The organism is Amycolatopsis rhabdoformis, from assembly GCF_035918295.1.
Taxonomy (GTDB): domain Bacteria; phylum Actinomycetota; class Actinomycetes; order Mycobacteriales; family Pseudonocardiaceae; genus Amycolatopsis; species Amycolatopsis rhabdoformis.
The window spans coordinates 8,574,136-8,595,867 of sequence record NZ_CP142149.1 but is presented as its reverse complement, the minus strand read 5'-3'; the positions used below and the strand labels follow the sequence as shown (position 1 = coordinate 8,595,867).

23 protein-coding genes are annotated in these 21,732 nt (G+C 69.9%); 8 read left to right on the top strand and 15 right to left on the bottom strand.

From position 1 onward, the window contains the following. The first annotated feature begins 13 nt into the window (after nucleotides 1-13). Nucleotides 14-886 carry a formyltetrahydrofolate deformylase gene (purU, locus tag VSH64_RS39845; RefSeq protein WP_326567910.1) on the top strand — a complete coding sequence of 291 codons (873 nt, stop codon included), beginning with the start codon at nucleotides 14-16 and terminating at the stop codon, nucleotides 884-886. Between the two features lie 49 nt (nucleotides 887-935). On the opposite strand, the gene VSH64_RS39840 is transcribed toward purU, so the two are convergent. Further along, nucleotides 936-1,985, bottom strand: coding sequence for an NAD(P)-dependent alcohol dehydrogenase (locus VSH64_RS39840; RefSeq protein ID WP_326567909.1), 1,050 nt, complete (start codon nucleotides 1,983-1,985; stop codon nucleotides 936-938). A gap of 108 nt (nucleotides 1,986-2,093) precedes the next feature. Here VSH64_RS39840 and VSH64_RS39835 point away from each other — a divergent pair, with 108 nt between their 5' ends. Next, a complete protein-coding gene (locus tag VSH64_RS39835; RefSeq protein ID WP_326567908.1) occupies nucleotides 2,094-2,705 on the top strand; it encodes a TetR/AcrR family transcriptional regulator in 612 nt (203 codons plus the stop codon). On the opposite strand, the gene VSH64_RS39830 is transcribed toward VSH64_RS39835, so the two are convergent. The 4 genes from VSH64_RS39830 to VSH64_RS39815 form a co-directional block, all read right to left on the bottom strand. Continuing rightward, the gene (locus tag VSH64_RS39830) at nucleotides 2,696-2,974 is read right to left on the bottom strand and encodes a hypothetical protein (protein ID WP_326567907.1); all 279 of its coding nucleotides are present in this window, start codon (nucleotides 2,972-2,974) and stop codon (nucleotides 2,696-2,698) included. The genes VSH64_RS39835 and VSH64_RS39830 overlap by 10 nt on opposite strands. Nucleotides 2,975-3,109: 135 nt before the next feature. Next, on the bottom strand, nucleotides 3,110-4,123 hold the full coding sequence (locus VSH64_RS39825) for an NADP-dependent oxidoreductase (protein WP_326567906.1): 1,014 nt from the start codon (nucleotides 4,121-4,123) through the stop codon (nucleotides 3,110-3,112). A 109-nt stretch (nucleotides 4,124-4,232) separates the two neighbouring features. Beyond that, nucleotides 4,233-4,667, bottom strand: a complete 435-nt coding sequence (locus VSH64_RS39820) for an SRPBCC family protein (protein WP_326567905.1) — start codon at nucleotides 4,665-4,667, stop codon at nucleotides 4,233-4,235. Nucleotides 4,668-4,849: 182 nt separating this feature from the next. Then, nucleotides 4,850-5,776: an ABC transporter substrate-binding protein gene (locus VSH64_RS39815; protein ID WP_326567904.1), complete on the bottom strand. Its 927-nt coding sequence runs from the start codon at nucleotides 5,774-5,776 to the stop codon at nucleotides 4,850-4,852. Between the two features lie 137 nt (nucleotides 5,777-5,913). Between VSH64_RS39815 and VSH64_RS39810 the strand changes: the two genes are divergently transcribed. Further along, on the top strand, nucleotides 5,914-6,612 hold the full coding sequence (locus VSH64_RS39810; RefSeq protein ID WP_326567903.1) for an ABC transporter permease: 699 nt from the start codon (nucleotides 5,914-5,916) through the stop codon (nucleotides 6,610-6,612). Then, nucleotides 6,609-7,319, top strand: coding sequence for an ABC transporter permease (locus VSH64_RS39805; RefSeq protein ID WP_326567902.1), 711 nt, complete (start codon nucleotides 6,609-6,611; stop codon nucleotides 7,317-7,319). Before VSH64_RS39810 ends, VSH64_RS39805 begins: the two co-directional genes overlap by 4 nt. Here the strand turns inward: VSH64_RS39805 and VSH64_RS39800 are convergent. The 6 genes from VSH64_RS39800 to VSH64_RS39775 all read right to left on the bottom strand — a co-directional run bounded on the left by VSH64_RS39800 (nucleotide 7,316) and on the right by VSH64_RS39775 (nucleotide 12,333). After that, nucleotides 7,316-8,674, bottom strand: a complete 1,359-nt coding sequence (locus tag VSH64_RS39800) for an aromatic amino acid lyase (protein ID WP_407655709.1) — start codon at nucleotides 8,672-8,674, stop codon at nucleotides 7,316-7,318. The two genes, VSH64_RS39805 and VSH64_RS39800, sit on opposite strands and share 4 nt — an antisense overlap. A 23-nt stretch (nucleotides 8,675-8,697) precedes the next feature. Next, a complete protein-coding gene (locus tag VSH64_RS39795) occupies nucleotides 8,698-9,714 on the bottom strand; it encodes an ornithine cyclodeaminase family protein (protein ID WP_326567901.1) in 1,017 nt (338 codons plus the stop codon). Next, complete coding sequence (locus VSH64_RS39790) at nucleotides 9,711-10,256, bottom strand: YbaK/EbsC family protein (protein WP_326567900.1); 546 nt, start codon at nucleotides 10,254-10,256, stop codon at nucleotides 9,711-9,713. The genes VSH64_RS39795 and VSH64_RS39790 overlap by 4 nt, the downstream gene beginning before the upstream one ends. 18 nt (nucleotides 10,257-10,274) lie before the next feature. Further along, nucleotides 10,275-10,574, bottom strand: coding sequence for a DUF2516 family protein (locus VSH64_RS39785; protein WP_326567899.1), 300 nt, complete (start codon nucleotides 10,572-10,574; stop codon nucleotides 10,275-10,277). Nucleotides 10,575-11,254: 680 nt separating this feature from the next. Further along, the gene (locus tag VSH64_RS39780) at nucleotides 11,255-11,920 is read right to left on the bottom strand and encodes a hypothetical protein (RefSeq protein WP_326567898.1); all 666 of its coding nucleotides are present in this window, start codon (nucleotides 11,918-11,920) and stop codon (nucleotides 11,255-11,257) included. Then, nucleotides 11,917-12,333: a helix-turn-helix domain-containing protein gene (locus VSH64_RS39775; RefSeq protein ID WP_326838161.1), complete on the bottom strand. Its 417-nt coding sequence runs from the start codon at nucleotides 12,331-12,333 to the stop codon at nucleotides 11,917-11,919. The genes VSH64_RS39780 and VSH64_RS39775 overlap by 4 nt, the downstream gene beginning before the upstream one ends. A 130-nt stretch (nucleotides 12,334-12,463) precedes the next feature. Here VSH64_RS39775 and VSH64_RS39770 point away from each other — a divergent pair, with 130 nt between their 5' ends. Further along, nucleotides 12,464-13,639, top strand: coding sequence for a methyltransferase domain-containing protein (locus VSH64_RS39770; protein WP_326567897.1), 1,176 nt, complete (start codon nucleotides 12,464-12,466; stop codon nucleotides 13,637-13,639). 1,090 nt (nucleotides 13,640-14,729) lie between these two features. On the opposite strand, the gene VSH64_RS39765 is transcribed toward VSH64_RS39770, so the two are convergent. From VSH64_RS39765 to VSH64_RS39755, 3 genes are read right to left on the bottom strand one after another with little or no spacing between them, the layout of a single operon-like run. Next, nucleotides 14,730-15,380, bottom strand: a complete 651-nt coding sequence (locus VSH64_RS39765) for an AAA family ATPase (RefSeq protein ID WP_326567896.1) — start codon at nucleotides 15,378-15,380, stop codon at nucleotides 14,730-14,732. 1 nt (nucleotide 15,381) lies between these two features. Then, nucleotides 15,382-15,714 carry a TFIIB-type zinc ribbon-containing protein gene (locus VSH64_RS39760; protein ID WP_407655591.1) on the bottom strand — a complete coding sequence of 111 codons (333 nt, stop codon included), beginning with the start codon at nucleotides 15,712-15,714 and terminating at the stop codon, nucleotides 15,382-15,384. A gap of 51 nt (nucleotides 15,715-15,765) precedes the next feature. After that, nucleotides 15,766-16,134: a VOC family protein gene (locus VSH64_RS39755; RefSeq protein ID WP_326567895.1), complete on the bottom strand. Its 369-nt coding sequence runs from the start codon at nucleotides 16,132-16,134 to the stop codon at nucleotides 15,766-15,768. A 91-nt stretch (nucleotides 16,135-16,225) separates the two neighbouring features. Between VSH64_RS39755 and VSH64_RS39750 the strand changes: the two genes are divergently transcribed. Further along, nucleotides 16,226-16,693: a CGNR zinc finger domain-containing protein gene (locus VSH64_RS39750; RefSeq protein ID WP_326567894.1), complete on the top strand. Its 468-nt coding sequence runs from the start codon at nucleotides 16,226-16,228 to the stop codon at nucleotides 16,691-16,693. 241 nt (nucleotides 16,694-16,934) lie between these two features. Here the strand turns inward: VSH64_RS39750 and VSH64_RS39745 are convergent, their stop codons facing one another. After that, nucleotides 16,935-18,233, bottom strand: a complete 1,299-nt coding sequence (locus VSH64_RS39745) for a DUF445 domain-containing protein (RefSeq protein ID WP_326567893.1) — start codon at nucleotides 18,231-18,233, stop codon at nucleotides 16,935-16,937. Nucleotides 18,234-18,262: 29 nt separating this feature from the next. Here VSH64_RS39745 and VSH64_RS39740 point away from each other — a divergent pair, with 29 nt between their 5' ends. Together VSH64_RS39740 and VSH64_RS39735 are read left to right on the top strand one after the other, a co-directional pair. Next, nucleotides 18,263-19,429 (top strand): pyridoxal phosphate-dependent aminotransferase, encoded by a 1,167-nt coding sequence (locus VSH64_RS39740; protein ID WP_326567892.1) that lies wholly within the window; start codon nucleotides 18,263-18,265, stop codon nucleotides 19,427-19,429. A gap of 379 nt (nucleotides 19,430-19,808) precedes the next feature. Next, on the top strand, nucleotides 19,809-21,335 hold the full coding sequence (locus VSH64_RS39735) for a hypothetical protein (protein WP_326567891.1): 1,527 nt from the start codon (nucleotides 19,809-19,811) through the stop codon (nucleotides 21,333-21,335). Nucleotides 21,336-21,732 lie beyond the last annotated feature (397 nt).

Sequence of the window (21,732 nt, the reverse complement as noted above, 5' to 3'; positions counted from 1 at the left end):
AGCACCGGTGAGAATGGTGGGCGTGCCTGATCCCCAGCGTTACGTGCTCACCTTCGGCTGCCCCGACCGCACCGGCATCATCGCCCGCATCTCGGGCTTCCTCGCCGACCACGGCGGCATGATCGTCGAGGCGGCCTACCACACCGATCCCGACTCGGGCTGGTTCTTCACGCGCCAGGTGGTGCTGGCGGGCTCGCTGCCGTTCGACGCCGACGGGCTGCGCGAGAAGTTCGCGGCCGTCGCGGACGAGCTGTCGGCCGAGTCGAGCTGGCAGGTGCGCGACACCGGGGAGCGGCCGCGCGCGGTCGTGCTCGTGTCCAAGGCCGGGCACTGCCTGTACGACCTGCTGGGCCGCGTCGCCTCCGGTGAGCTCGACGTGGACATCGCCGCGGTGATCGGCAACCACACGTCGCTCGCGGACATCACGCGGGCGCACGGGATCCCGTTCCACCACGTGCCGTTTCCGGCCGAGGGCAAGGCCGAGGCGTTCGCGCAGGTCCGCAAGCTCGTCGACGAGCACGACCCGCACGCGGTGGTGCTGGCGCGCTTCATGCAGGTGCTGCCGGCCGACCTGTGCGACGAGTGGGCCGGGCGGGCGATCAACATCCACCACAGCTTCCTGCCCTCGTTCATCGGCGCGCGGCCGTACCACCAGGCGCACGTGCGCGGGGTGAAGCTGATCGGCGCGACCTGCCACTACGTCACGGCCGACCTCGACGCCGGGCCGATCATCGAGCAGGACGTGATCCGCGTGGACCACGGTGACTCCGTCGACGACCTGGTGCGCAAGGGCCGGGACATCGAGAAGGTGACGCTGGCGCGCGGCCTGCGCTGGCACCTCGAGGGTCGCGTGCTGGTGCACGGCAACCGCACGATGGTGTTCTAGCGCTGGTGTCCCAGCGCGGGGGTGTTCCCGGCGCAGGCCGCGCTCGGCGTCAGGCGGTGATGGTGGAAGCGTCGATCACGAAGCGGTAGCGCACGTCGCTGTTGGCCACGCGCTCGTAGGCCTCGTTGACCTGGTCGGCGGAGATCGTCTCGACCTCGGCGCCGATGCCGTGCTCGGCGCAGAACTCGAGCATCTCCTGCGTCTCGGCGATGCCGCCGATCATCGAGCCGGCCAGCGTCTTGTTGCCGCCCAGCAGCGAGAAAGCGTTGTACGACAGGGGTTCGCCGGGCGCGCCGACGTTCACCATCGCGCCGCCGACCCGCAGCAGACCGAGGTAGAGGTCCACCGGCAGCTTGGCCGACACGGTGTTGAGGATGACGTCGAAGCGGCCGCGCAGACTGTCGAAAGTGGACTCGTCGCTCGTGGCGAAGTAGTCCTTGGCGCCCAGCTTCAGGCCGTCTTCCTGCTTCTTGAGGCTCTGGCTCAGCACGGTGACCTCGGCGCCCATCGCGGCGGCGAGCTTCACGGCCATGTGGCCGAGGCCGCCGAAGCCCACGATCGCGACCTTCTTGCCCGGGCCCACGCCCCACTGGCGCAGCGGCGAGTACGTGGTGATGCCCGCGCACAGCAGCGGCGCGGCGACGTCGAGGTCGATGCCCTCGGGGATGCGGCAGACGAAGGCGTCCTTCACCACGACCTGGCGGCTGTAACCGCCGTAGGTGTTCTCGCCGTCGAAGCCGACGCCGTTGTACGTCGGCACGTTGCCCTTCGCGCAGAACTGCTCGGTGCCCGCGAGGCAGTACTCGCACTCGCCGCACGAGTCGACCATGCAGCCGACGCCGACGCGGTCACCGACCTGGTACTTCGTCACGTTCACGCCCACCGCGGCGACGACACCCGCGATCTCGTGGCCCGGCACCATCGGGAAGATCGCGCCGCCCCACTCCTCCCGGGCCTGGTGGATGTCGCTGTGGCAGATGCCGGCGAACGCGATGTCGATCAGCACGTCGTCGGCGCGCAGGTCACGGCGCTCGATCGTCGTCGGCGCGAGCGGCTGCCCGGCGCCCGGCGCGGCGATGGCGTACGTGGTGGTGGTCATGCAATCCTCCAGACAATCCGGGCAACAACCCCGGAGTTCACGATGTAAGACCCCCCTTACATCTCCTATAGTAAGAGGGGTCTTACATCCGCGCGACCAAGAAGGGGTGTGATCCACGACATGGGCGCCAAGTACCACCACGGCGACCTGCGCTCCGAGCTCGTGCGGGTGTCCTTCGAACTCATCGCGGAGCAGGGCATCGCCGGCTTCTCCGTGGCCCAGGTCGCCAAGCGCGCCAACGTGTCGGCGGCCGCGCCGTACCGCCACTTCCCCGACCGCTCCAGCCTGCTGGCCGCCGTCGCCGCCGAGGCCGCCTGCCGCCTGCGCGGCTTCGTCGAAGCCGCGGCCACCGGCGAAACCGACCCGGTGGCCCGCCTGGCCACCGCGATCGGCGCCTACACCCGCTTCCAGATCGACACCCAGGTCGGCTTCCCGGTGATCTTCGCCGCCGGTCTGGACGACCCGAAGTTCACCGAGCTGCACGAGCAACGCCGCGCCACGAACGACGCGTACCTGATGCTGTGCCTGGAAGTCACTCCGACGCCCGCCGCGGCCCTCGAACTGCTCGAACAGCTCTACGCCCAGGCCCACGGCTACGGCGACATGTACCGCGAAGGCACCTTCGCACGTCTCGGCTACCCGCCGGAGACGGTCGTGGAGAAGGCGACGAACGCCGCCCGCTTGGTGATCGAGGCACACCAAGCGGCGGCTCAGAGGTAGTCGAAGTACCGGCCGAACCACGTCCAGCTCGGCTCGATGCCCTGGTTGACGCCGTCGTAGGGCTCCCAGATCTCCGGCTCGTCAATGAGCCGATAACCGAGATCGGCGAGCGCCGCCTCGACGAGCCGCCGATCTTCGGCCTCGAAGTAGACATCGCGCTCTTCGCTGTCGTACGCACCGGGATTGCAGGGGCCTGCGATGGCAAGGGACGCGAAGTTGCTCACGGCCACGTAGATCAGTTCCCCACCTCGGGTTGCCTCGGCAGGCACGTTGAGGTGCGGCCATCTTGCCCAGCCGTTCGACGCCAACGAAAAAGCAGGCCCGCCACCGACACTCGGCAGCGAGCCCGCTTCCTCAGAATCTCAAAAATCCAACCACACCAACAACATCTCAGCGCGAACCCATCAGCTGAGCCGCACCAGCATCTTGCCCGTGTTGGCCCCGCTCAACAGCCCGAGGAACGCCTCCGGTGCGTTGCGAATGCCGTCCACCACCGTCTCCGAGTACTTGATCTCCCCGGAAGCCACCAGCGGCGCGACCTCGGACACGAACTGCTGCTGCAGGCTCCAGTGGTCCAGCACGAGCATGCCGCGAATGGTGAGGCGCTTGGCGATGATCTGCACCAGGTTGCGCGGCGCCGGCGTGGCCTCCGTGGCGTTGTACTGCGAGATCATGCCGCACACCGTGATGCGCCCGTGGAGGTTCATCGAGGCGATGGCGGCTTCGAGGTGCTCGCCGCCGACGTTGTCGAAGTACACGTCGATGCCCTCGGGCGCGGCTTCGGCCAGCTGCTGGGCGACGGGACCGTCCTTGTAGTTGAAGGCCGCGTCGAAGCCGAGGTCCTCCACGAGGTGGCGCACCTTCTCCGCCGAGCCGGCGCTGCCGATCACGCGCTTGGCGCCCTTGAGCTTCGCGAGCTGCCCGACGAGCGAGCCCACCGCGCCGGCCGCGCCGGAGACGAACACCGTGTCGCCCGGCTTGAACTCGGCGGTGACCAGCAGGCCGGCGTACGCGGTGAGGCCCGGCATGCCGAGCACGCCGAGGTAGGTGGAAAGGGGCGCGAGGGAACCGTCGACCTTCACGACCTTCGTCGCATCGACCACGGCGTGGGTGCGCCAGCCCAGCTGGTGCAGCACGTGGTCACCGGGCTTGAAGGCGTCCACAGTGGACTCCACGACCTCGCCGACCGCGCCGCCGCCCATGGTCTCGCCCACCGCGAACGGCGGGGCGTAGGACTTCGCGTCGTTCATCCGGCCGCGCATGGCCGGGTCGACGCTCATGAACACGTTGCGCACCAGGAGCTGGCCCGCTCCCGGCACCGGGATCTCGGTGTCGACGATGTCGAAGTTGGCCGACGTCGGGACGCCGTGCGGACGGGCGGCGAGCCGGATCTCGGTCGCCTGGGTCGGTGCGGTCACCACGGGACTCCACTTCCTCGAAAGAACCGGGGCCGTCGCCCCGCATACCTTCGCCCCAACGAGCCAAACGGGGCGATCATTCCGATTATGCCCGGCCGTGTGGCAAGCGCTACACGATCTCTTCGAGCTTGCCGAGCACGCCGTCGTAGATCTTCTTCAGCCCGCCCGGCGCGAAGGTCTTCTCGAAGAAGCCGCCGACGCCGCCGGCGCCGTCCCAGCTCGTCTCGATGCGCACGACGCTGGCGGTGCCCGACGACGAAACCGTCCAGGTCGTGACCATGCTGGAGTTCGCGTCGGTCTCCACGAGGGTGCCCGGTGCCGGCTCGCTCACGGTGGCGGCGACGTCGCGCACCCGCTTCGACGTGGCCTGCAGCTTCCAGCTCGCCTTGGTGCCGGCGCCCACGCCACCCTCGGTGACCTCGTAGTCGCGGTAGTGCTCGGTGAGCAGCTTCGGCCGGGTCTCGGCGTAGTCGGCGACCAGCTCGCGAACCCTGTCCACCGGCGCGTCGATCGTGCGCTCCGCGGTGGCCGTGACCTTACCCATCTCACTCCTCGTTGAACTGCAAGCTGTGCTCGAAACCCCTCACGCGCCACCTTCGCACACGACCCGATCGGGCACCGCGTCACCAGGGGTTTCGCCGTCGAGCGTCACACACGAAACGGGCCGCCCGGAGAGTTCCGGACGGCCCGTCGGCGAGACAGCGATCGGCAGCGATCAGACAGCGATCAGGCGAGGCCCTGCTGCTTCAGCCAGTCCTTCGCGACGTCGGCGGCCGGGTCGCCGTCGGCGTCCACGCGCTTGTTCAGCTCGCGCATACCGTCCGTGGTCAGCTTCGCCGAGACGGCGTTCACCGCGGCCGCGAAATCCGCGCCCCGCTCGTCGAGCACCTTCTTGGTCACGGCCGGCACCACGTTCTCCGTGGGCACGATCTGCAGGTCGTCCTTGAGCGCCACGTACTGCGGGTCGCCGACCAGCGGGCTCACGGAGTCGACCGGGATCACGGTCGCCGCGCCGGAGTTGAGCTGCTGCACGCGCGGCCCGGCTTCCTGCACGGTCTGGAACGAGGTGTTCGTGAGCTTGTAGGTGTCGGTGAAGCCCTTGTAACAAGGCAGGCGCGACTCGCACTCCGGCGGCCCGGCCATCACGACCTTCGGCAGCTTCTTGAGGTCGCTGATGCTCGTGATGCCGTTGGCCTTCGCCAGGTCGGCCTTCATGATGTAGGTGTTCTTGTCCTCGGCCGCCGCGTAGTTGAGCAGCCCGATGCCGTCGGGCGCGAACAGCTCCGCGAGCTGCTGGTGCTCGCCGTCGGCCGTCTTCACGGCGTCCTTGCCGAAGCCGGTGGTGATCGCCGCGCCCTGGTACTCGGGCAGGAACTGCAGCTCACCCGACTTGAGCGACGGGTAGATCAGCTCCCGCGAGCCCAGGTTGAGCTTGCGCGTGACCGGATAGCCCTTGGCCTCCAGCGCGCCCGCGTAGATCTCGGCCAGGATCTGGCTGTCGGTGAAGTTGAACGACGCGACGACGATCGGCGCCCCGCCCTTGCTCTGCGCGGCGGGCTGGTCACTGCCCGAGCCCCCACCCCCGCACGCGGTCAGGCCGAGTGCGGCCACCGCCACCCACGCGGCCGCTCGGATGTTCCGGGTCCAGCGCACGATCCCCACACTCCTCGTGTCACGAACAGAGGATTGGACCCTAACGGTGAGCCACGACAGAAACCACATTCCGGGAATCACCGCTGCCGAATCTCAACAACCGAAATCGCAGCGCTCGAACGGGGTAACCTTCCGTGGTGCATGCGTCCTCGGTCACCCCGCTGCTCACTGAGAGCAGCCGGCCGATCTTCGAATGGCGGTGGGTCGAGCGCAACGCCGACGCCATCGGCCAGCGGCTCGGTGAACACATCGCCCTCACGGCCACCGCACTCGGGATCGGGCTGGTGGTGTCGCTCGCACTGGCCACGCTCTGCCTGCGGTACCGCTGGTTCTACCCGCTGGTGCTCGGCACGGCCGGCGCGCTGTACGTGATCCCGAGCCTGGGGGCGTTCGCGCTGCTGGTGCCGTTCTTCGGGCTCACGTTCACCACCGCGGTGATCCCGTTGGCCACTTACACGCTGCTGATCCTGATCCGCAACATCGTCACCGGCGTGCAGCAGGTGCCCGCCGAGGTGCGCGAGGCCGCGATCGGCATGGGCTTCACCCGCGGCCGGCTGCTGTGGCAGGTGGAGATGCCGCTGGCGCTGCCCGTGGTGATCGCCGGCCTGCGCGTGGCCGCGGTGACCACGATCGGCCTGGTCACGGTCACCTCGCTGCTCGGCATGGGCGGCCTCGGCTACTTCATCCGCGCCGGCATCCAGACCACCACGCCCAACCCGAGCCCGATCATCGTCGGCGTGGTGCTGTCGGTGGTGCTCGCGGTGGTCGTCGACCTGCTGTTGTGGCTGAGCGAGCGCGCGCTGGCGCCGTGGGTGCGGAAGGTGCAGGCGCGATGAACGTGTTCACGCAACTCGGCGAATGGCTTTCCGCGCCGAACCGCTGGAGCTGGACCGACCCGGCCGGGGTGCCGTACCGGACGCTGGAGCACCTGTGGTTCTCGGTGCTCTCGCTGGTGGTCGCGGCCGTGCTCACGATCCCGCTGGCGCTGTGGCTCGCGCACTACCGCCGCGGCGCGTTCCTGGCGAGCAGCGCCGTGAACATCGGCCGCGCGATCCCGAGCTTCGGCCTGATCATCCTGTTCTGGTTCCTGGCCAGCCGCTGGGGCGCCGACACGGACTTCTGGCCGCTGCTGCTGGCGCTCGTGGGCCTGGCGCTGCCGCCCCTGTTCACCAACACCTACGCCGGCGTGGTGCAGCTCGAACAGGAAACCGTGGACGCCGCCCGCGGCACCGGCTACCGCGAGTGGCAGATCATGCTCAAGCTCGAACTGCCGCTGGCCTCCCCGGTCATCGTGGCCGGCGCCCGCGTCGCCTTCCTGCAACTCGTCGCCACCGTCGCCATCGGCGCCATCGTGAACGACGGCGGCGGCCTGGGCCGCTACATCGTCGACGGCTTCGCCGAAGGCGCCCAGGGCTACGGCGAAATCTTCGGCGGCGGCCTGGCGGTGATCATCCTGGCGCTGCTGTGCGAAGGGATCTTCGCGCTGCTGACGCGTTGGGCTACGCCGAAGGGCGTGGCGCTGCAGACGGCTCGGCGGGACTAGCTCAGGTCCTCGATCAGCCGGGTGAGCTCCGGCCCCAGCGAACGGTCCGTCTCCAGCGGCGGCACGCGTTCACCCACCCACGCGTACAGCGACTCCAACGCAGGAGCCCCCTGGCCACGCAGGTACCGGGCCTGCGCGCCGGCGATCAGCTCGCACGCCGTGATCGCCGTGAGGTGTGCGAGGGCGTCGTGGAGTTCGGCGCCCGCGGCCCACGCGAAGGCCTGCACGTCCTCCTGGCCGGCCGACGTGTCGAGCGAGCCGAGGGTGGCGGGCGCGGCCAGGCGGCGCAGCGCGTGCAGCTCGCCGACCGCGCGTTTGTGCAGCGGGACGAGCCCGGCCTGCGGTCCCGGGTCCGCGGCGAGCTGCGCCGGCAGCCCGCTGAACTGCGGGTCGAGCAGGCGGTGAAGGCGCTGCACGGCGATTTCGGCGACGTGCACGAGCACGGCCTTCAACGCGTCCATCCGAAAACCCAGGCCGGCCGCGTGGTAGCCGGTGGTGGTCACGAACTCACCGTCCACAAAGGATGGTGAATCGGTGAGGGCGGCCCAGTCGTGGGCCAGCTCGGCGCGCAGGTCGGCGATCGTGCGGGCCAGCAGGCCGAGCACGCGGGGCCCGGCGCGCACGGAGACGGGCGCCTGCACCACGCCGGGGCGCGGCTCGGCGCCGGCGATCAGCTCCTGGAACCGCGCCGACGCCTCGAAGCGGTAGATCGCGTGCGGTGCGCCGAGGGCGTCGACGGCGATGGCGGCGCACTGCGTCTGCAGGTCGAGCAGGCGGTCGGCGCGGCGGGCGCCGACCCACGCGTCCGCCTGTGCCAGCGGTGCGCCCTGGATCAGGCTCGCGCCTTCCTTCGGGCCGAGCCGGATCGGTGCGACGCCGCGCCGGGCCAGCGCGGTCGCGGCCGGGGTGAGCACGCCGTCCTCCAGCACGAAGCCGAGGCCGGCGAACGTCTGGAACGCGTGCGCGAGCGGGATGATCTCGCCGGCGCTGCCCAGGCCGCCGCGTGGGACGGCGGGGAGGAACCCGTCGTTGAGACGGTCGGTGAGGAACGTGACCAGCTCCGGGCTCACGGCCGTCTCGGGCTTGAGGAAACTGCGCAGGCGCATGAGCAGCAGCGCGCGCGTGACCTCCGCGGACAGCCACGGTGGGCCGCCGACGGCGCGGCCGACCAGCAGGTTGTGCTGGTGTTCGGCCTGCTGGGCGACGGTGAGCTTGACGCCGGCGAGCCGGCCCATGCCGGTGTTGACGCCGTACACCGGCTTGTCGGCGGTCTCGAGCGCGGCCAGCATGGCGGCGCGGTTCTTCGCGACGCGTTCGAGCAGGTCGGGGTGGAGTTCGAGGGGCGCGCCGGCCAGGACGTCGGCGGGCTCGCGGACGATCACCGGTACGGCAGCATCGTGCCGACGTCCGCTGCCTCGGCGCGCTGCAGGATCAGGTGCGCGACGGCGACGTCCGTTGTGGACAGTCCGCGGTGCCAGAAGAGGATGCGCTCGTCGTCGCTCTCGCGGCCGGGCCGGTTGCCGGCCACGATGTCGCCGATCTCCGCGTGCACGCCGCTTTCGGTGAGCAGCCCGGCGTTGAGGTGCGGCCGCAGCGCGCCGAAGCGCGGGTTGCCCGACTGCGATTCGCGCCAGTTGTCCACCACGACCTTGTCCACGGCGTCGAGCAGCGTGAGCTCGAGGGCGCTGATGGTGCCGTAGGGCACGAGGAACGCGCCGGGCCGCAGGAACTCCTTGCGCACCAACGCTTCCGGTTCGGTCAGCCGGGAGGCTTCGACGAGGATGTCGGCGCCGTCGAGCGTTTCGGCGGCGGTTTCGCGCACGTGCACGTTCTTGCCGAGGTGCTCGCTGAGCCGGCGCGCGAAGTCCTCGCGGGATTCGGGGCGTTTGCTGGTGACGCGGATCTCGTCGAAGTCGAAGATCGAGTCGAGCAGCACCACGTTCCACCACGCCGTGCCGCGCGCGCCGACGTGACCGAGCACCTTCGACCCGGGCCGGGCCAGGTGTTTCGCGCCGACGGCCGTCATGGCGCCCGTGCGGGCCTCGGTGATCATGGTGCCGTCCACGATCGCGCGCGGCATGCCCGTTTCGGGGTCGAGCAGCAGGATCAGCGCCATCTCGCTGGGCAGCCCGCGCTCGAAGTTGCCCACGAAGTCGCCGACGACCTTCACGCCGCTCACCTGCTTGGCCGACAGGTGGCCGCGCAGGATGTTGAAGTGGCCCTTGCCGCCGTTGTCGGGCACGAGGTGCGTGCGCGGCTCGAACACGACGTCGCCGCGGCCGTGGTCGCCGAGCACGTCCTCGACCGCGCCGACGATGTCCGCGTGGGTGATGCCGAGGGAGTCGATGTCTTCGCCGGTGAGGTACCGCAACCAGACCTTGGGCGGCACGGTCATCCGGCGAGGCCCTCGATGACCTCGGCGTTCGGCAACGTCCGCAGGGCGGCGCCGGAGATCAGCAGCTTGCTGCCGCGGATGCCGCTGCCGATCACGAGCTCCGGCGCGGCGGCCACGCGGGCGTCGATGAGGATCGGCCAGTCCGCGGGCAGGCCGACGGGCGTGATGCCGCCGTACCGCATACCGGTGAGCGACACGGCTTCGTCCATGGGCGCGAACGACGCCTTGCGCACGTCGAGACGCCGCTTGATCACGCCGTTCACATCGGCGCGCGTGGTGGCGAGCACGAGGGCCGCCGCGAAGCGCACCTCACCGGCCCGCTTCCCGGCCACGACGACGCAGTTGGCCGACGCGTCGAGCGGCGAGCCGTAGGTCTCGCAGAACGCCGCGGTATCCGCCAGCTCCGGGTCGATTTCCGTCACCCCGACCGCGTCGGGCTCCGCGAGGGCGGCGAGCGCCTTCGCGACGGGTTCGGCGAGCAGATCGGTCCGAGTGGGCGCGGGGACGACCGTGAGGCTCCCGGCGATGGTCCAGCTGGTCACGCCCTCGAATCTACGCGGCTACCAGTTGCGGTTGCCGCGCTGCACCTCGATGAGCCGCGGCCGCACATCCACGATGTACACGAGCGCCGCCGCCATCGCCGGCACCCAGAAGATGAACCCGGCACCGCTGACGTTGCTGCCGAACAGCACCAGCGCGAGCGTGGCCCCACCGGTGATCAGCAACCAGATCGGCTTGGTCTTGCGGTCGGCCGCCTGGTACGCGTCGGAGCGCTGCAGCAGCGCGTGAACGAAGGCGAAGAGCCCGACCAAGGCGCTGCCCCAGTGGATGACCTGAAGGATCCAAACGGCAACCAGCACGCGCGTCAGCTTACGGCAAACCACCCAAGGTGCCCGTGGCCCTGCACTTGAGGTGTGGTGGTGTGACGCTGCTCTCGGCGGACGGGTGACGGCGCGCACGCGGTGCCAGCCGCCGTCACAGCCCGACTCCGTTTGGACCCCAACCTCACGCAGCTCAGCTCGCGGCACTCGATCCCGAAGCGCCGAAACCCATGACCCCCCACAGCGAGGGCGGGACTCGATTCGCGCGTGATCGGAGTCGGTCGCGCTCACATTCGAACTGGGCCAAGATCCGAGTCGTCCTCGGCGGAGTCAACCGCCTCGCAACCGGACCCGGCCATGACCCGACACGCCCACGGCGAAGCCGGCCACCCGTGCCGCCGCGCTCGGCCGAGGCTTGATTCGCTCGTCGCGAAGCCGGTCGCCGTCGCAACTGAACGCGGTTGAGGCCCGATTGGGTCGTCGCGGGCCAGGCGCTTCTCGGCCGGACACGGCCAGCGATCGATTCGCCCGCGACGAGGTCAGCCGCTGTGACAGCCGAGCCCCGACCGGCCCGCGTCGGCACGTCGACATACCGACGTCAGGCCTGGAGCAGGCGAGCGCACCCGCCCGACCGCCCGCACCGCGAAACCCCGACACCCCAAAACCAAAACAAGCCCGCCTCCCCCATCACGGGGAAGGCGGGCTCGCTCCGAAAGGTCTTACTTCTCCGTCTTCGGCGCAGCAGCCGGCTTCTTGGCGACCGTCGTGGTGGTGCGGCGGGCGGGCGAAGCGGTCTTCGGCGCGGTGCGGTTGGCGGCCTTGCGCGCCACCGAGCGGGTCTCGTGGGCCAGGTCGTCGCCGAGGTCCTCGACGGCCTCGGCGGTCTCGTCGGCGACCTCGCTCACCTTGCGGGCGGTCTTCTCGCCGACCGAGCGGGTGCGCTTGGTGACCTTGGCGAGCACGCCGTCGACGCGTTCGCGGGTCTCGCCGGCCAGGCCGTCCACGCGCTCCTGCGCGGCGGTGAGGGCGTCTTCGAGCTGGTCGATGGCCTTCTTGACCTGCGGCTGCGCGGCGATCTTGTCCCAGGTCTGCTCGCCGGACTCGGCCAGCTTGTTGTAGAGCTTGAGCGCGGCCTCGGTGTACTCGTCGATGACCTTGCGCAGCTCGGCCGGGTCGAGCTTGCCGCGGAGGCTTTCGACGTCGGTGGGCAGCTCTTCGAGGTTCTTGCGGGCGTTCTCGCCGCTCTTGCGGGCCTTCGCGACGGCGTCGGTCACGGCCTGGCTCGCGAGGTTGCCGGCGCCGAGGGCGGCGAGCAGCGGGGTGCGGACCTGGTCGATGGCGGTGCTGACGGCCTTGCGGACGTCTTCGGTCTTGGGCGTGGTCATGCCGACTCCTCTGTGGTGTCGATGGTTTCGTTGGCGGTCTTGGTGGTCACCGGCTCGGCCGGCGTGCCGGCGGCGTTCTCGCGCCGGAAGGATTCGTAGACGTCGAGCAGAACCTGCTTCTGCCGCTCGGTCAGCACGGTGTCGGCGCGAATCGCGTCGCCGACCGGGCCGCCCGTGGGCACGTCGAGAATTCCCGCTTGCACGTAGAGCGCTTCGGCCGAAATCCGCAGTCCCTTGGCGATCTGCTGCAGGATTTCCGCGCTGGGTTTGCGGACCCCGCGCTCGATCTGGCTCAGGTACGGATTGGACACGCCGGCGAGCTTCGACAACTGGCGCAACGAAATCTTGGCCGAACTCCGCTGCTGCCGGATGTACTCGCCGATGTCGGAGGCGATGTCCGCGACCTTCTCCATCGGGCCCTGAGGTTCTGTCATCGGGTCACCTCCTCGCGACACTTTCGACGGTACGCGGACGTGCTAGCTATTGCAAGCACTCTGCTTGCACGAGTGAGTGTGGTTCCGCTCACCCGGCTACGGTGTCCCCATGGCGACTCAGCGCTTGCGCCGCAGGCTGGTGAAACACCTGGTCGACGAGGACGTGCTCCACGACCCGAAGTGGGTCGAAGCGTTCCGCGGCGTGCCCCGCCACGTGTTTCTGCCCCGCTTCTTTACGCGCGTGGACGCCGGCTGGGCCGCCGTCGACCGCGACGACCCGGGCTGGCTCGAGCGCGTCTACTCCCCCGACGTCCTCGTGACCCAACTCGACGACGACACGTCCCGCTGGGAGAAAGCCCGCCACGAAGGACCGGTCGCCGGCGTGCCGACGAGTTCCTCGAGCATGCCCGCGATCATGGCGATCATGCTCGAAGAGCTGCGCGTCGGCGACGGCCAGCGCGTGCTGGAGATCGGCACGGGCACGGGCTACAACGCGGCCTTGCTCAGCCACCGCTGCGGTTCCGGCCTGGTGTCCACTGTGGACGTCGACGCCGGCCTCGTCGCCACGGCTCGCACGCATTTGCAGGAAGCCGGCTACGCACCCGCGTGCGAAGTCGGCGACGGCGCCCTGGGCTTCCCGGCCGGCGTGCTGTTCGACCGCGTGCTGTGCACGGCGTCCGTCTCGGTGGTGCCCCCGGCGTGGCTCGAACAGACGGTGCCGGGCGGCCTCGTGGTGACCACGCTCAACCGCCCGCTCGGCGCGGGCCTCGTCCGCCTGGTCGCCGGCCCCGGCGCCACGGGCCACGGCCGCGTCCTGGCCCGCGACGGCCGCTTCATGCCCCTGCGCGCCCACCGCCGCCCCGCGCCCACGGCCCTCCCCCCGGTGTCGGAGGTCGACTGGCGGACCACCCAACTGCCCATCGACCTGCTGCTCAAGCCCCGCCTGAAGTTCGAGTTCTTCGCTTCCCTGGAACTACCGGGCGTCCACCCGGTCCGCGAACTCCCCACCGGCGCCCCCGACCCCGCCCCCGACCCGGACGCCCCGGCCGGCCCCTTCGCCCTCACCCACCCCGACGGCTCCTGGGCCCGCTTCCGCACCCACGACTCCACCCTCCAAATCGCCCAAGGCGGCCCCCGCGGCCTGTGGGATCTGGCCGAACGCGCCCTCGTCCTGTGGGAATCCCTGGGCCGCCCCGAACGCGACCGCTTCGGCGTGACGGTGGACGGCGAGCACCAGGAGTTCTGGCTGGATGAGCCGGATGGGCTGCGGTGGGAGCTGGCTTAGGCCGGACCCATGGTTTGGCCTGACTGGGCGGCCCGCGGTTGGTGAACCCGTGGACAGTTCGGTGGGTTCGACCTAGTCAGCACGGGCTTGTGGACAAGGCGGCTAGGCCCGGCCTACAAAAAGCCGCGCTGAAGCCGCGCTGTGGACAGATGACTGGGCTCGACCCAGCCAGCCGATAAGGCCCGCTGACCGGTTGCCGGATTCGACCTACGCGGCAGACGCACGGTGGAGGCAAGTGACTGGATACGCCCCAACCGCCGGCCGACCGGTGGACAAATCGATGGGTTCGACCTAACCGACAAGCTGCGCTGTGTGGACAAGCGACCGGCCTGGACGCAGCCGACCAGCAGGCCTGTGGACAGGTCACTGGGATCGACCCACTGTTCCACCGCCCCGGTGGACAACGTCAGTAGGCCCGGCCCAAACACAGGCAAGTTCACCGAACGCAATCCGACCGGCCGGCCAGCCTGTGCACAAGATTGGTGGGTCCGACCCAACGAACAAGCGGCGAGCCGGGGCAGATCACTGGCACGAGCCCAACGACCGACAGGCCTGTGGACAGGTTGATAGGTCCGACCCAGCGCACTGCAGCCTCGACAGACAGCTCAACGGGTCCCGCCCGAGCCGGGCCGGTTCGCTGGGCTTGACCTAGCCAGCCCGCATCCAGCGAAAAGGTGATGGGGCCCGATCCGACCCGACCTGACCATCAAGCTGCACACCGTGGGCACGTGACCGGGCTCGACTCAGCCGACCGACGAATCTGTGGATTTGTGGACCCGTGGACAAGTCGATGGGTTCGACCTACGTCGCCGCTGTCTCCGGTGGACAAACCGGTAGGCCCGCCCAGGGCCAGAGCCGGTTCACTGGGCTCGCCCCAGCCAACCGAGCAGTCAGCCCGCCACGACCATGGGTTCGGCCCACTTCGCCACCGCCTCGGTGGGCAAGTCAGGTGGCCCACTCGAATTGGGGGCGGTTCGCCGGGGCTAGCCCCAGCCGACCAAACAGACCTGTGGACAAGTCACTGGGTTCGACCTACCTCGCCACAGCCCCAGGTGGATAGCTTGTTAGGTCCAACCCAAACAACAGCCACCTAACCGGCCTCGCCCGAACCTTCCCCCACCACAGCCAGGCCTGACCTAACCCACTTCTCCACCTCCCCCACCACATCGTCAAGCGAGGCAGCGGTCGTATCCAGATACGGGACCTGCCCACGAATCCACCGATTGAACTCGAGCATCTCCTCAATCCTCGGCGAATCCCACTCCCGCCAAGCCGGCCGCGCCCGCAAGCGCTTGCGCAGCACCGCATCGTCGGCCACCAACGCGAGGTAGTGCACCTCAGCGAAAAACAACAACTCCGGCAACGGTTCAAACTCCTGCGGCGCCACCGTCCCGCAGAGCACCACCGGCCGGCCGCTCTGGTGCAGCATCGCCGCCATCCGCAGCCACACCGCGCGGAACGCCGGTACGTCGTCCCGGAGACCACCGGTCCACAGCACGTCCTGCTCCAGCACCAAAGCATCCCCACCCAACCGAGCCGCCAACGCCGGCCCCACCGTCGACTTCCCGGCACCACTGGGACCAGTCAACGCGAACAACGGCAACCGCCGGAACGGCCACCGGTGTCCACATCGGACGCAAGTCAGCACCGCGCCCTCGACCGACGGAAAGTCCGCCCGATCACCACACGACGGGCAAATCCGCAGGTCGAGAGCCGGCGCTGAGGAAACGACGTCGGACAACTCAGTCGAACAGGTTCTCGAGGAAACTGCGCTTCCGGTGGCCGCCATGGGGTCGCGGCGAATCCGGATAACCCCGATGCCCGCCGTAGGGCCGAGGCGAGTCGGAGTACCCGCCACCGCCGTACGGGCGCGGCGAATCCGAGTGCCCGCCGCGGTAGGGCCGCGGCGAGTCACCCCGATACGGCCGAGGCGAGTCGGCGCGGGAGTAGCGCGCCCCGCCGTAGTAGGAGCCTTCGGCGCCGACGATCTGCTCCAGCTCACCGTGGTCGAGGAAAATCCCGCGGCAGGCCTCGCACTGGTCGATGCGGATGCCGTTCTTGTCGACGGTCCGCATCCGGTTCTGACACTTCGGACAAATCACCCAGCCAAGACTACGCAGACAACGTCAGCACGCGCACAGGCAGAACGGGTGCCCCACCGGATCGGCGTAGACGCGGAAGGTCGCGGGCGAGTCGTCGAGCAGCTTCGCGCCCAGGCTGAGCACGCGGGTGTGCGCGGCTTCCAGGTCGTCGACGTCCAGGTCGAGGTGCGCCTGCTGTGGCTCGTCCACCGAGGGCCACGACGGCGCGTGGTAGTCCGCCACCTGCTGGAACTCCAGCCGCGCGCCGCCGAGGGGGTTCACGAGGCGCACCCAGTCGCCGCCGTCGTGGACTTCCGGGGCGGGCCAGTCGAGCACCGCGCGGTAGAAGCCGGCGAGCGCCACCGGGTCCGGGCAGTCGTACACCGTCGAGCCGAACGTCGGGATCGCACCCATATCCGTTTCTCCCTCCAGTGAGATAACCAGTAACTGGAGTATGGGAGTTATCAGCCGACGAAGCAACCACTCTCGCTCGTACACTGGTTGCGTGCACACCGACGCGACCCTGGTGGTGGACTTCCTCAACACCGTCGACATCGAGCGCGGCGAGGACCTGCTGGACGATCCCGAGCAGTGGCAACGCTGGTCCACGGCCCGCGGCCTGGTCCCCCACAACACGGCCGACGCCCGTGCCATCCGCGACGGACTGCGCGCCGCCGTGGGAGATCCGCGGCTGGCCGAAGAGCCGCTCGAGGTGCCGCTCACCTTCGCCCTCGGCAGCGACGGCCCCCGGCTCCTGAGCACCAACGCCGCGTCCGCGGTCCTGGTGGCAGCCACGCGCCTCGCCATCCGCGGCGACTGGGTCCGGCTCAAGATCTGCCCGGCCGACGACTGCCTCGAAGCCTTCTACGACGAGTCCCGCAACCGCTCCCGCACCTGGTGCTCGATGCGGGTGTGCGGAAACCGCGAGAAGGCCCGCACCTGGCGCGCCCGCGCGACGGGTGTGCACAACTGAGGGCCTGTGGATAACTCGTGCACACCCACCAGATATGCACGTGCAGACGCACCGGATCCCCACACGTTGTGGATGAGCGTTAGGCCAGATCCGTGAAAAGCTGTGGATAACCCGGGGGATAACTCAGCTTCCTGTGGACAACTGGTTTGAAGGTCCCCCGGGTGTGGTATACGCACCGGCTGCGCACAAGCGGGCACGCTCCGGCACCCGGCCGAGCCGGGAAACCGGAACAATCCCCAGGTCAGAACAACAACTGCGCCACCGTGTAGATCACCAGTCCGGCCAGCGCCCCGACCACCGTGCCGTTGATGCGGATGAACTGCAGGTCGCGACCCACCTGAAGCTCGATCTTCCGCGAAGTCTCCTCGGCGTCCCAGCGCTCCACGGTGTCGGTGATGATCGTGGTGATCTCGCCCGAGTAGTTCTTCACCAGGTACGCCGCCGCGCCCTCGACCCAGCTGTCCACCTTCGCCGCGAGCGAATCGTCGGAGATCAGCCGCTCGCCGAGCGACTGCAGCGCCGCGCGCACCCGCCGGCGCAGCTCGCTCGACGGGTCCTCGGCCGCGTTGAGCAGCATCTCCTTCGCCGTGGCCCATGCGCTGCCGATCAGCTTCTGCACCTCGGCGTGGTGCACGATCTGGCCCTTCACCAGCTCGGCGCGCTCCATGGTCTTCGGGTCGTTCTGCAGGTCTTGGGCAAACTCGCCGAGGAACTTGTCCAGCGCCAGGCGCATCGGGTGGTTCACGTCGGTCTTCACGGCCCACGCGAACGAAAGCACCTCGCCGTACACCTTGTCGGCCAGCATCTCGTCGACGAACTTCGGCGACCAGCTGGGCGCCCGGTCGGAAACCACGCGCAGCATGGCCTGGTGGTTGTCGCGCACCCACTCGTACGCGCGGTCGCACATCAGGTCCACCAGCTTGTGGTGCGCACCGTCCTCGAACACGCCCTCGAGGATCTTGCCCAGCGGCGGCCCCCACGGCCGGTCGATGATCCGCTTGACCACGGCCTGTTCCATGATCGCCTGCACGTCTTCGTCGCGCAGCACCGTCACGGCGCCCCGCACGACCGTGGCCAGCTCCGACGTCACGCGCTCGGCGTTGTCCGGCTGCGAAAGCCACCCGCCGAGGCGGCGCGAGATCTCGACGCGCTTGAGCTTGTCGCGGATCACGTCCTCGGACAGGAAGTTCGACCCGACGAAGTCGCCCAGGCTGTTACCGAGCTGGTCCTTCTTGTTCGGGATGATCGCCGTGTGCGGGATCCGCAGGCCCAGCGGGTAGCGGAAGAGCGCGGTCACGGCGAACCAGTCGGCGAGCGCGCCGACCATGCCCGCTTCCGCGGCCGCCTTCACGTAGCCCACCCACGCGGGCCAGCCGGCCGATTCGGCCCAGCTCGTGAGCAGGAAGACCACCGTCGCGCCGACGAGGAAGGCCAGCGCGACCTGCTTCATCCGCCTCAGGCCGCGCCGTTTTTCGGCCTCACCGGCGGCGCCGCCGGGCGGGTCTGCGGGCGTGACCTTGGCTGGGGTGAGTTGCTCCACCCCACCATTGTCCGTGAGGATGCGTTTTCGTGCGTGAACCAGCTCTCGTCCCTCGCCTCCGCCCCTTCACCGCGACGATCTTCGCCGAGATGACGGCGCTCGCCGTGAAGCACGGCGCCGTGAACCTCGGCCAGGGTTTTCCCGACACCGACGGCCCCGCCGGCATGCTCGAAGCGGCGAAGAACTCCCTGTTCGGCGGCGACAACCAGTACCCGCCGGGCCCGGGCCGCCCGGAGCTGCGCGCGGCCATCTCGCGCCACCGGCTGCGCTACGGCACCGAGTACGACCCGGACACGGAAGTGCTGGTCACGGCGGGTGCGACCGAGGCGATCACGGCCGCGCTGATCGCGCTCACGGAGGCCGGCGACGAGGTGATCGTGGTCGAGCCGTACTACGACAGCTACGCCGCCGCCGTCGCGATGGCCGGCGCCCAGCGGCGCGTGATCGGCCTGGTCGAGACGGCCGACGGGCGCCTCGAGCTCGACCTCGACGCTCTGCGCGCCGCCATCACCCCGCGCACCCGCGCCGTGCTGCTGAACTCGCCGCACAACCCCACGGGCACGGTGTTCTCGCGCGCCCAGCTCGAAGCCGTGGCGGCGCTGTGCGTGGAGCACGACCTGATCGCGGTGACCGACGAGGTCTACGAGCACCTCGTGTTCGACGACGCCGAGCACATCCCGCTGGCCACGCTGCCCGGGATGCGCGAGCGGACGGTGTCGATCTCCAGCGCCGGCAAGACGTTCAACTGCACCGGCTGGAAGATCGGCTGGGTCTGCTCCACTCCCGAGCTGGTGGCCGCGGTGAAGGCGGCGAAGCAGTTCATCACCTTCGTGTCGGGCGGGCCGCTGCAGCCCGCGGTGGCCTACGCGCTCGACCACGAGCTGCCGTGGGTCGAGCAGCTGCGCACGAGCCTGCAGGACAAGCGCGACCGGCTGTCGGCGGGGCTGGCCGACGCGGGCTTCGGGGTGCGGCCGAGCACCGGCACGTACTTCGTGACGGCTGACGTGCGCCCGCTCGGCTTCGACGACGCCGCCACGCTCGCGTGGGAGCTGCCCGAACGCGTCGGTGTGGCAGCCGTGCCCGTCAAGGTCTTCACGGATCACCCGGACGAGTGGAAACACCTGCTGCGTTTCGCGTTCTGCAAGCGGAACGAAGTCATCGACGAGGCCGTCGGGCGATTGCGTCAACTCGTCTGACCACTGCGGTTACCGAATTACGAGTTGCCGCGCGGTTACGCTCCACAATCGGTTACTCACCGTTGGTGTCATGATACCGCCAGTATGTTTTTCCGGCGAAACATCAGGTCAACGGCCGTGTGCACCACCGCCCGGATGGCCGCAGGAGGTCCGGGCGGGGGCACGCTCGGTGATCGACCGCGGCCGATCGGACACCGGAGCCGGTAAGTCCGTTCCGCCTTACGGGGTGGATCGAACGCAGGGAAGATGAAACACTCGCGACCGGTGCTAGAAAGAGTGCAGCCCCGGGGGAACTGCGACCTGGCCGGAGAAGAACCCCAGTTGGATCAGTCTCGTGCGGGCAGCCGCATGAGCTTCAGGCGCGGACGGTGGTGGTGGCGTGAGCGACGCGGCAGCCGTGCGCACCGGCGCACCACTCGTGACCAGCGCCGATCCCGCTGCGACGGGTTCCGAGTCACCTTCGGGCACCCACCACGTGATGCGGAAGCCGCGGCCGTGGGCCGCCCCGCTGGCGAAGCCGGCCGCGCGGATCGCACTGGCGGGCGGGCTCACAGTGGCCGGCTGGCTGCTCGGCGCACTGGTCGCCGGGGCGGGCGCCGAAGCCGCGGAGCAGCCGCACGGCGGCGACGCCTCGGGCAACACCGTCGCGACGGCACCCGGACACACCGGACACTCCGACCGGGCTCGGGAGCACCGCCGAGAGCCGCACGGGCACCCCTGGCACGGCGTGACGACCGGGTCCACTACGGACTCCGGAGCCACCGGAACTTCGGGCGACAGCAGGACTTCGGACGACCACGCATCGGGCGCCAGCGCTTCGCGCGACCGCGCCGGCTCGCGCTCCACCACAACGGCGACAACGGCCACATCGGACACTTCGGACTCGGCGGGCACGTCAGGCGACAGCGCCGACGGCACCACGCCGACCACTTCGGACTCGACCGACGCCACTGACGCCGCCACGCCGAGCACCTCGGACAGCAGCGGATCGGCCCACGCCTCCACGCCCGCCGCCAACAACGACACCGGCACCTCCGCGACGCCCGGCGCGAACGCCGGCGCGGATGCTTCAAGCGGAACGGGACAGCACACGGACGGCGACTGCGCCGGACGCGGCCACCACGCGACCGACCAGACCGCCACCGACACTTCCGGCACCGAGACCGGCACCGGCCCGAGCTCCACCGCGACCGACACCACCAGCACCGAGACCACCGACACCAACGCACCGAACCGCGCCACCGCACCGCAGTCCGGCGGCGGACTCCTCGGTGGCCTGCTCGGCGGCGTCCTCGGCCTCGTCGACACCACCCTGCACTCGCTCACCGGCGTCGTCGGGACCGTGGGCGACGTCGGCGACAGCGTGCTGCCGCCGGTCACCTCGGTGCCCGCCGGCACGCCCCCGTTGATCCCGATCGGCGACGTGCTCGGCCCGGTGTTCTCCGGCGGCACGGTGAGCGGCGGGGTCACCGCGACCGTGCCCGAGCTGTCCGTCCAGCCCGCGCCGGTGCTCGCCGCGGTGCCGGTGATCGTGCCGCAGCCGGCGCCGGTCATCGTGCCGAAGGCGGCCGAGCTCACGCACTACCCGAGCGTCGTGCGCCTGATTCCTGTGCAGCAGCAGGGCAACGGTGCACAGCAGAGCAAGAACGACACCTCCCACGTCGGCGCCACGGGTGGCGGCGGCAGTGGGGGCGGCGGTGGCCTGCCGGCGGCGCCCAGCGCGCCCGTCGCGCCCACCACCACCGCCAACCCGGGCCACGACGGCACGGGCGGCGCTCGCCAGCCGTTCGCCGTCGTCGGCGACAGCGTGACCACCACGCAGCTCAAGCTGATCGGCGTCAGCCGCGACCACGAGGTCGCCGGCGCGGGCAGGGACGCAGCCCTGCCCACCACCTCCCCGGACTGACCGGCACCCGGTCCACCGGGGAGAGCCACGTCCAGACCAAGATCAACTTCTTGGTGCGCGCGCCCGTTCGCTGCGCCTGGCTCACCCTTTCGCACCAACCAGCAGCAGCTCGCGCCATCGGCCGCATCCGCTGTCTTCGCTGCTTTTCGTCAAGGGGCTGACCCATGCGTACGACCTCGCTTCCCGACCGGCCGACCGCGCCCGGCCGGATCGGGTCCTGGTCCCGGCGCCGCGCTGCCCCCGCGGCGCCGGGACCCACAACGGGCGTGCTCCGGAGGTTCCCGCTCACCGCGCCGAGCGGGAACCTGCGCCAACCGAAGCCCGCCTGAGCCGTCGGCGCTTCCCGGCACGTCGAGGGGCTGTGCCGGGAAGCCGCCGCGGCGCCCGCTGAACGCAG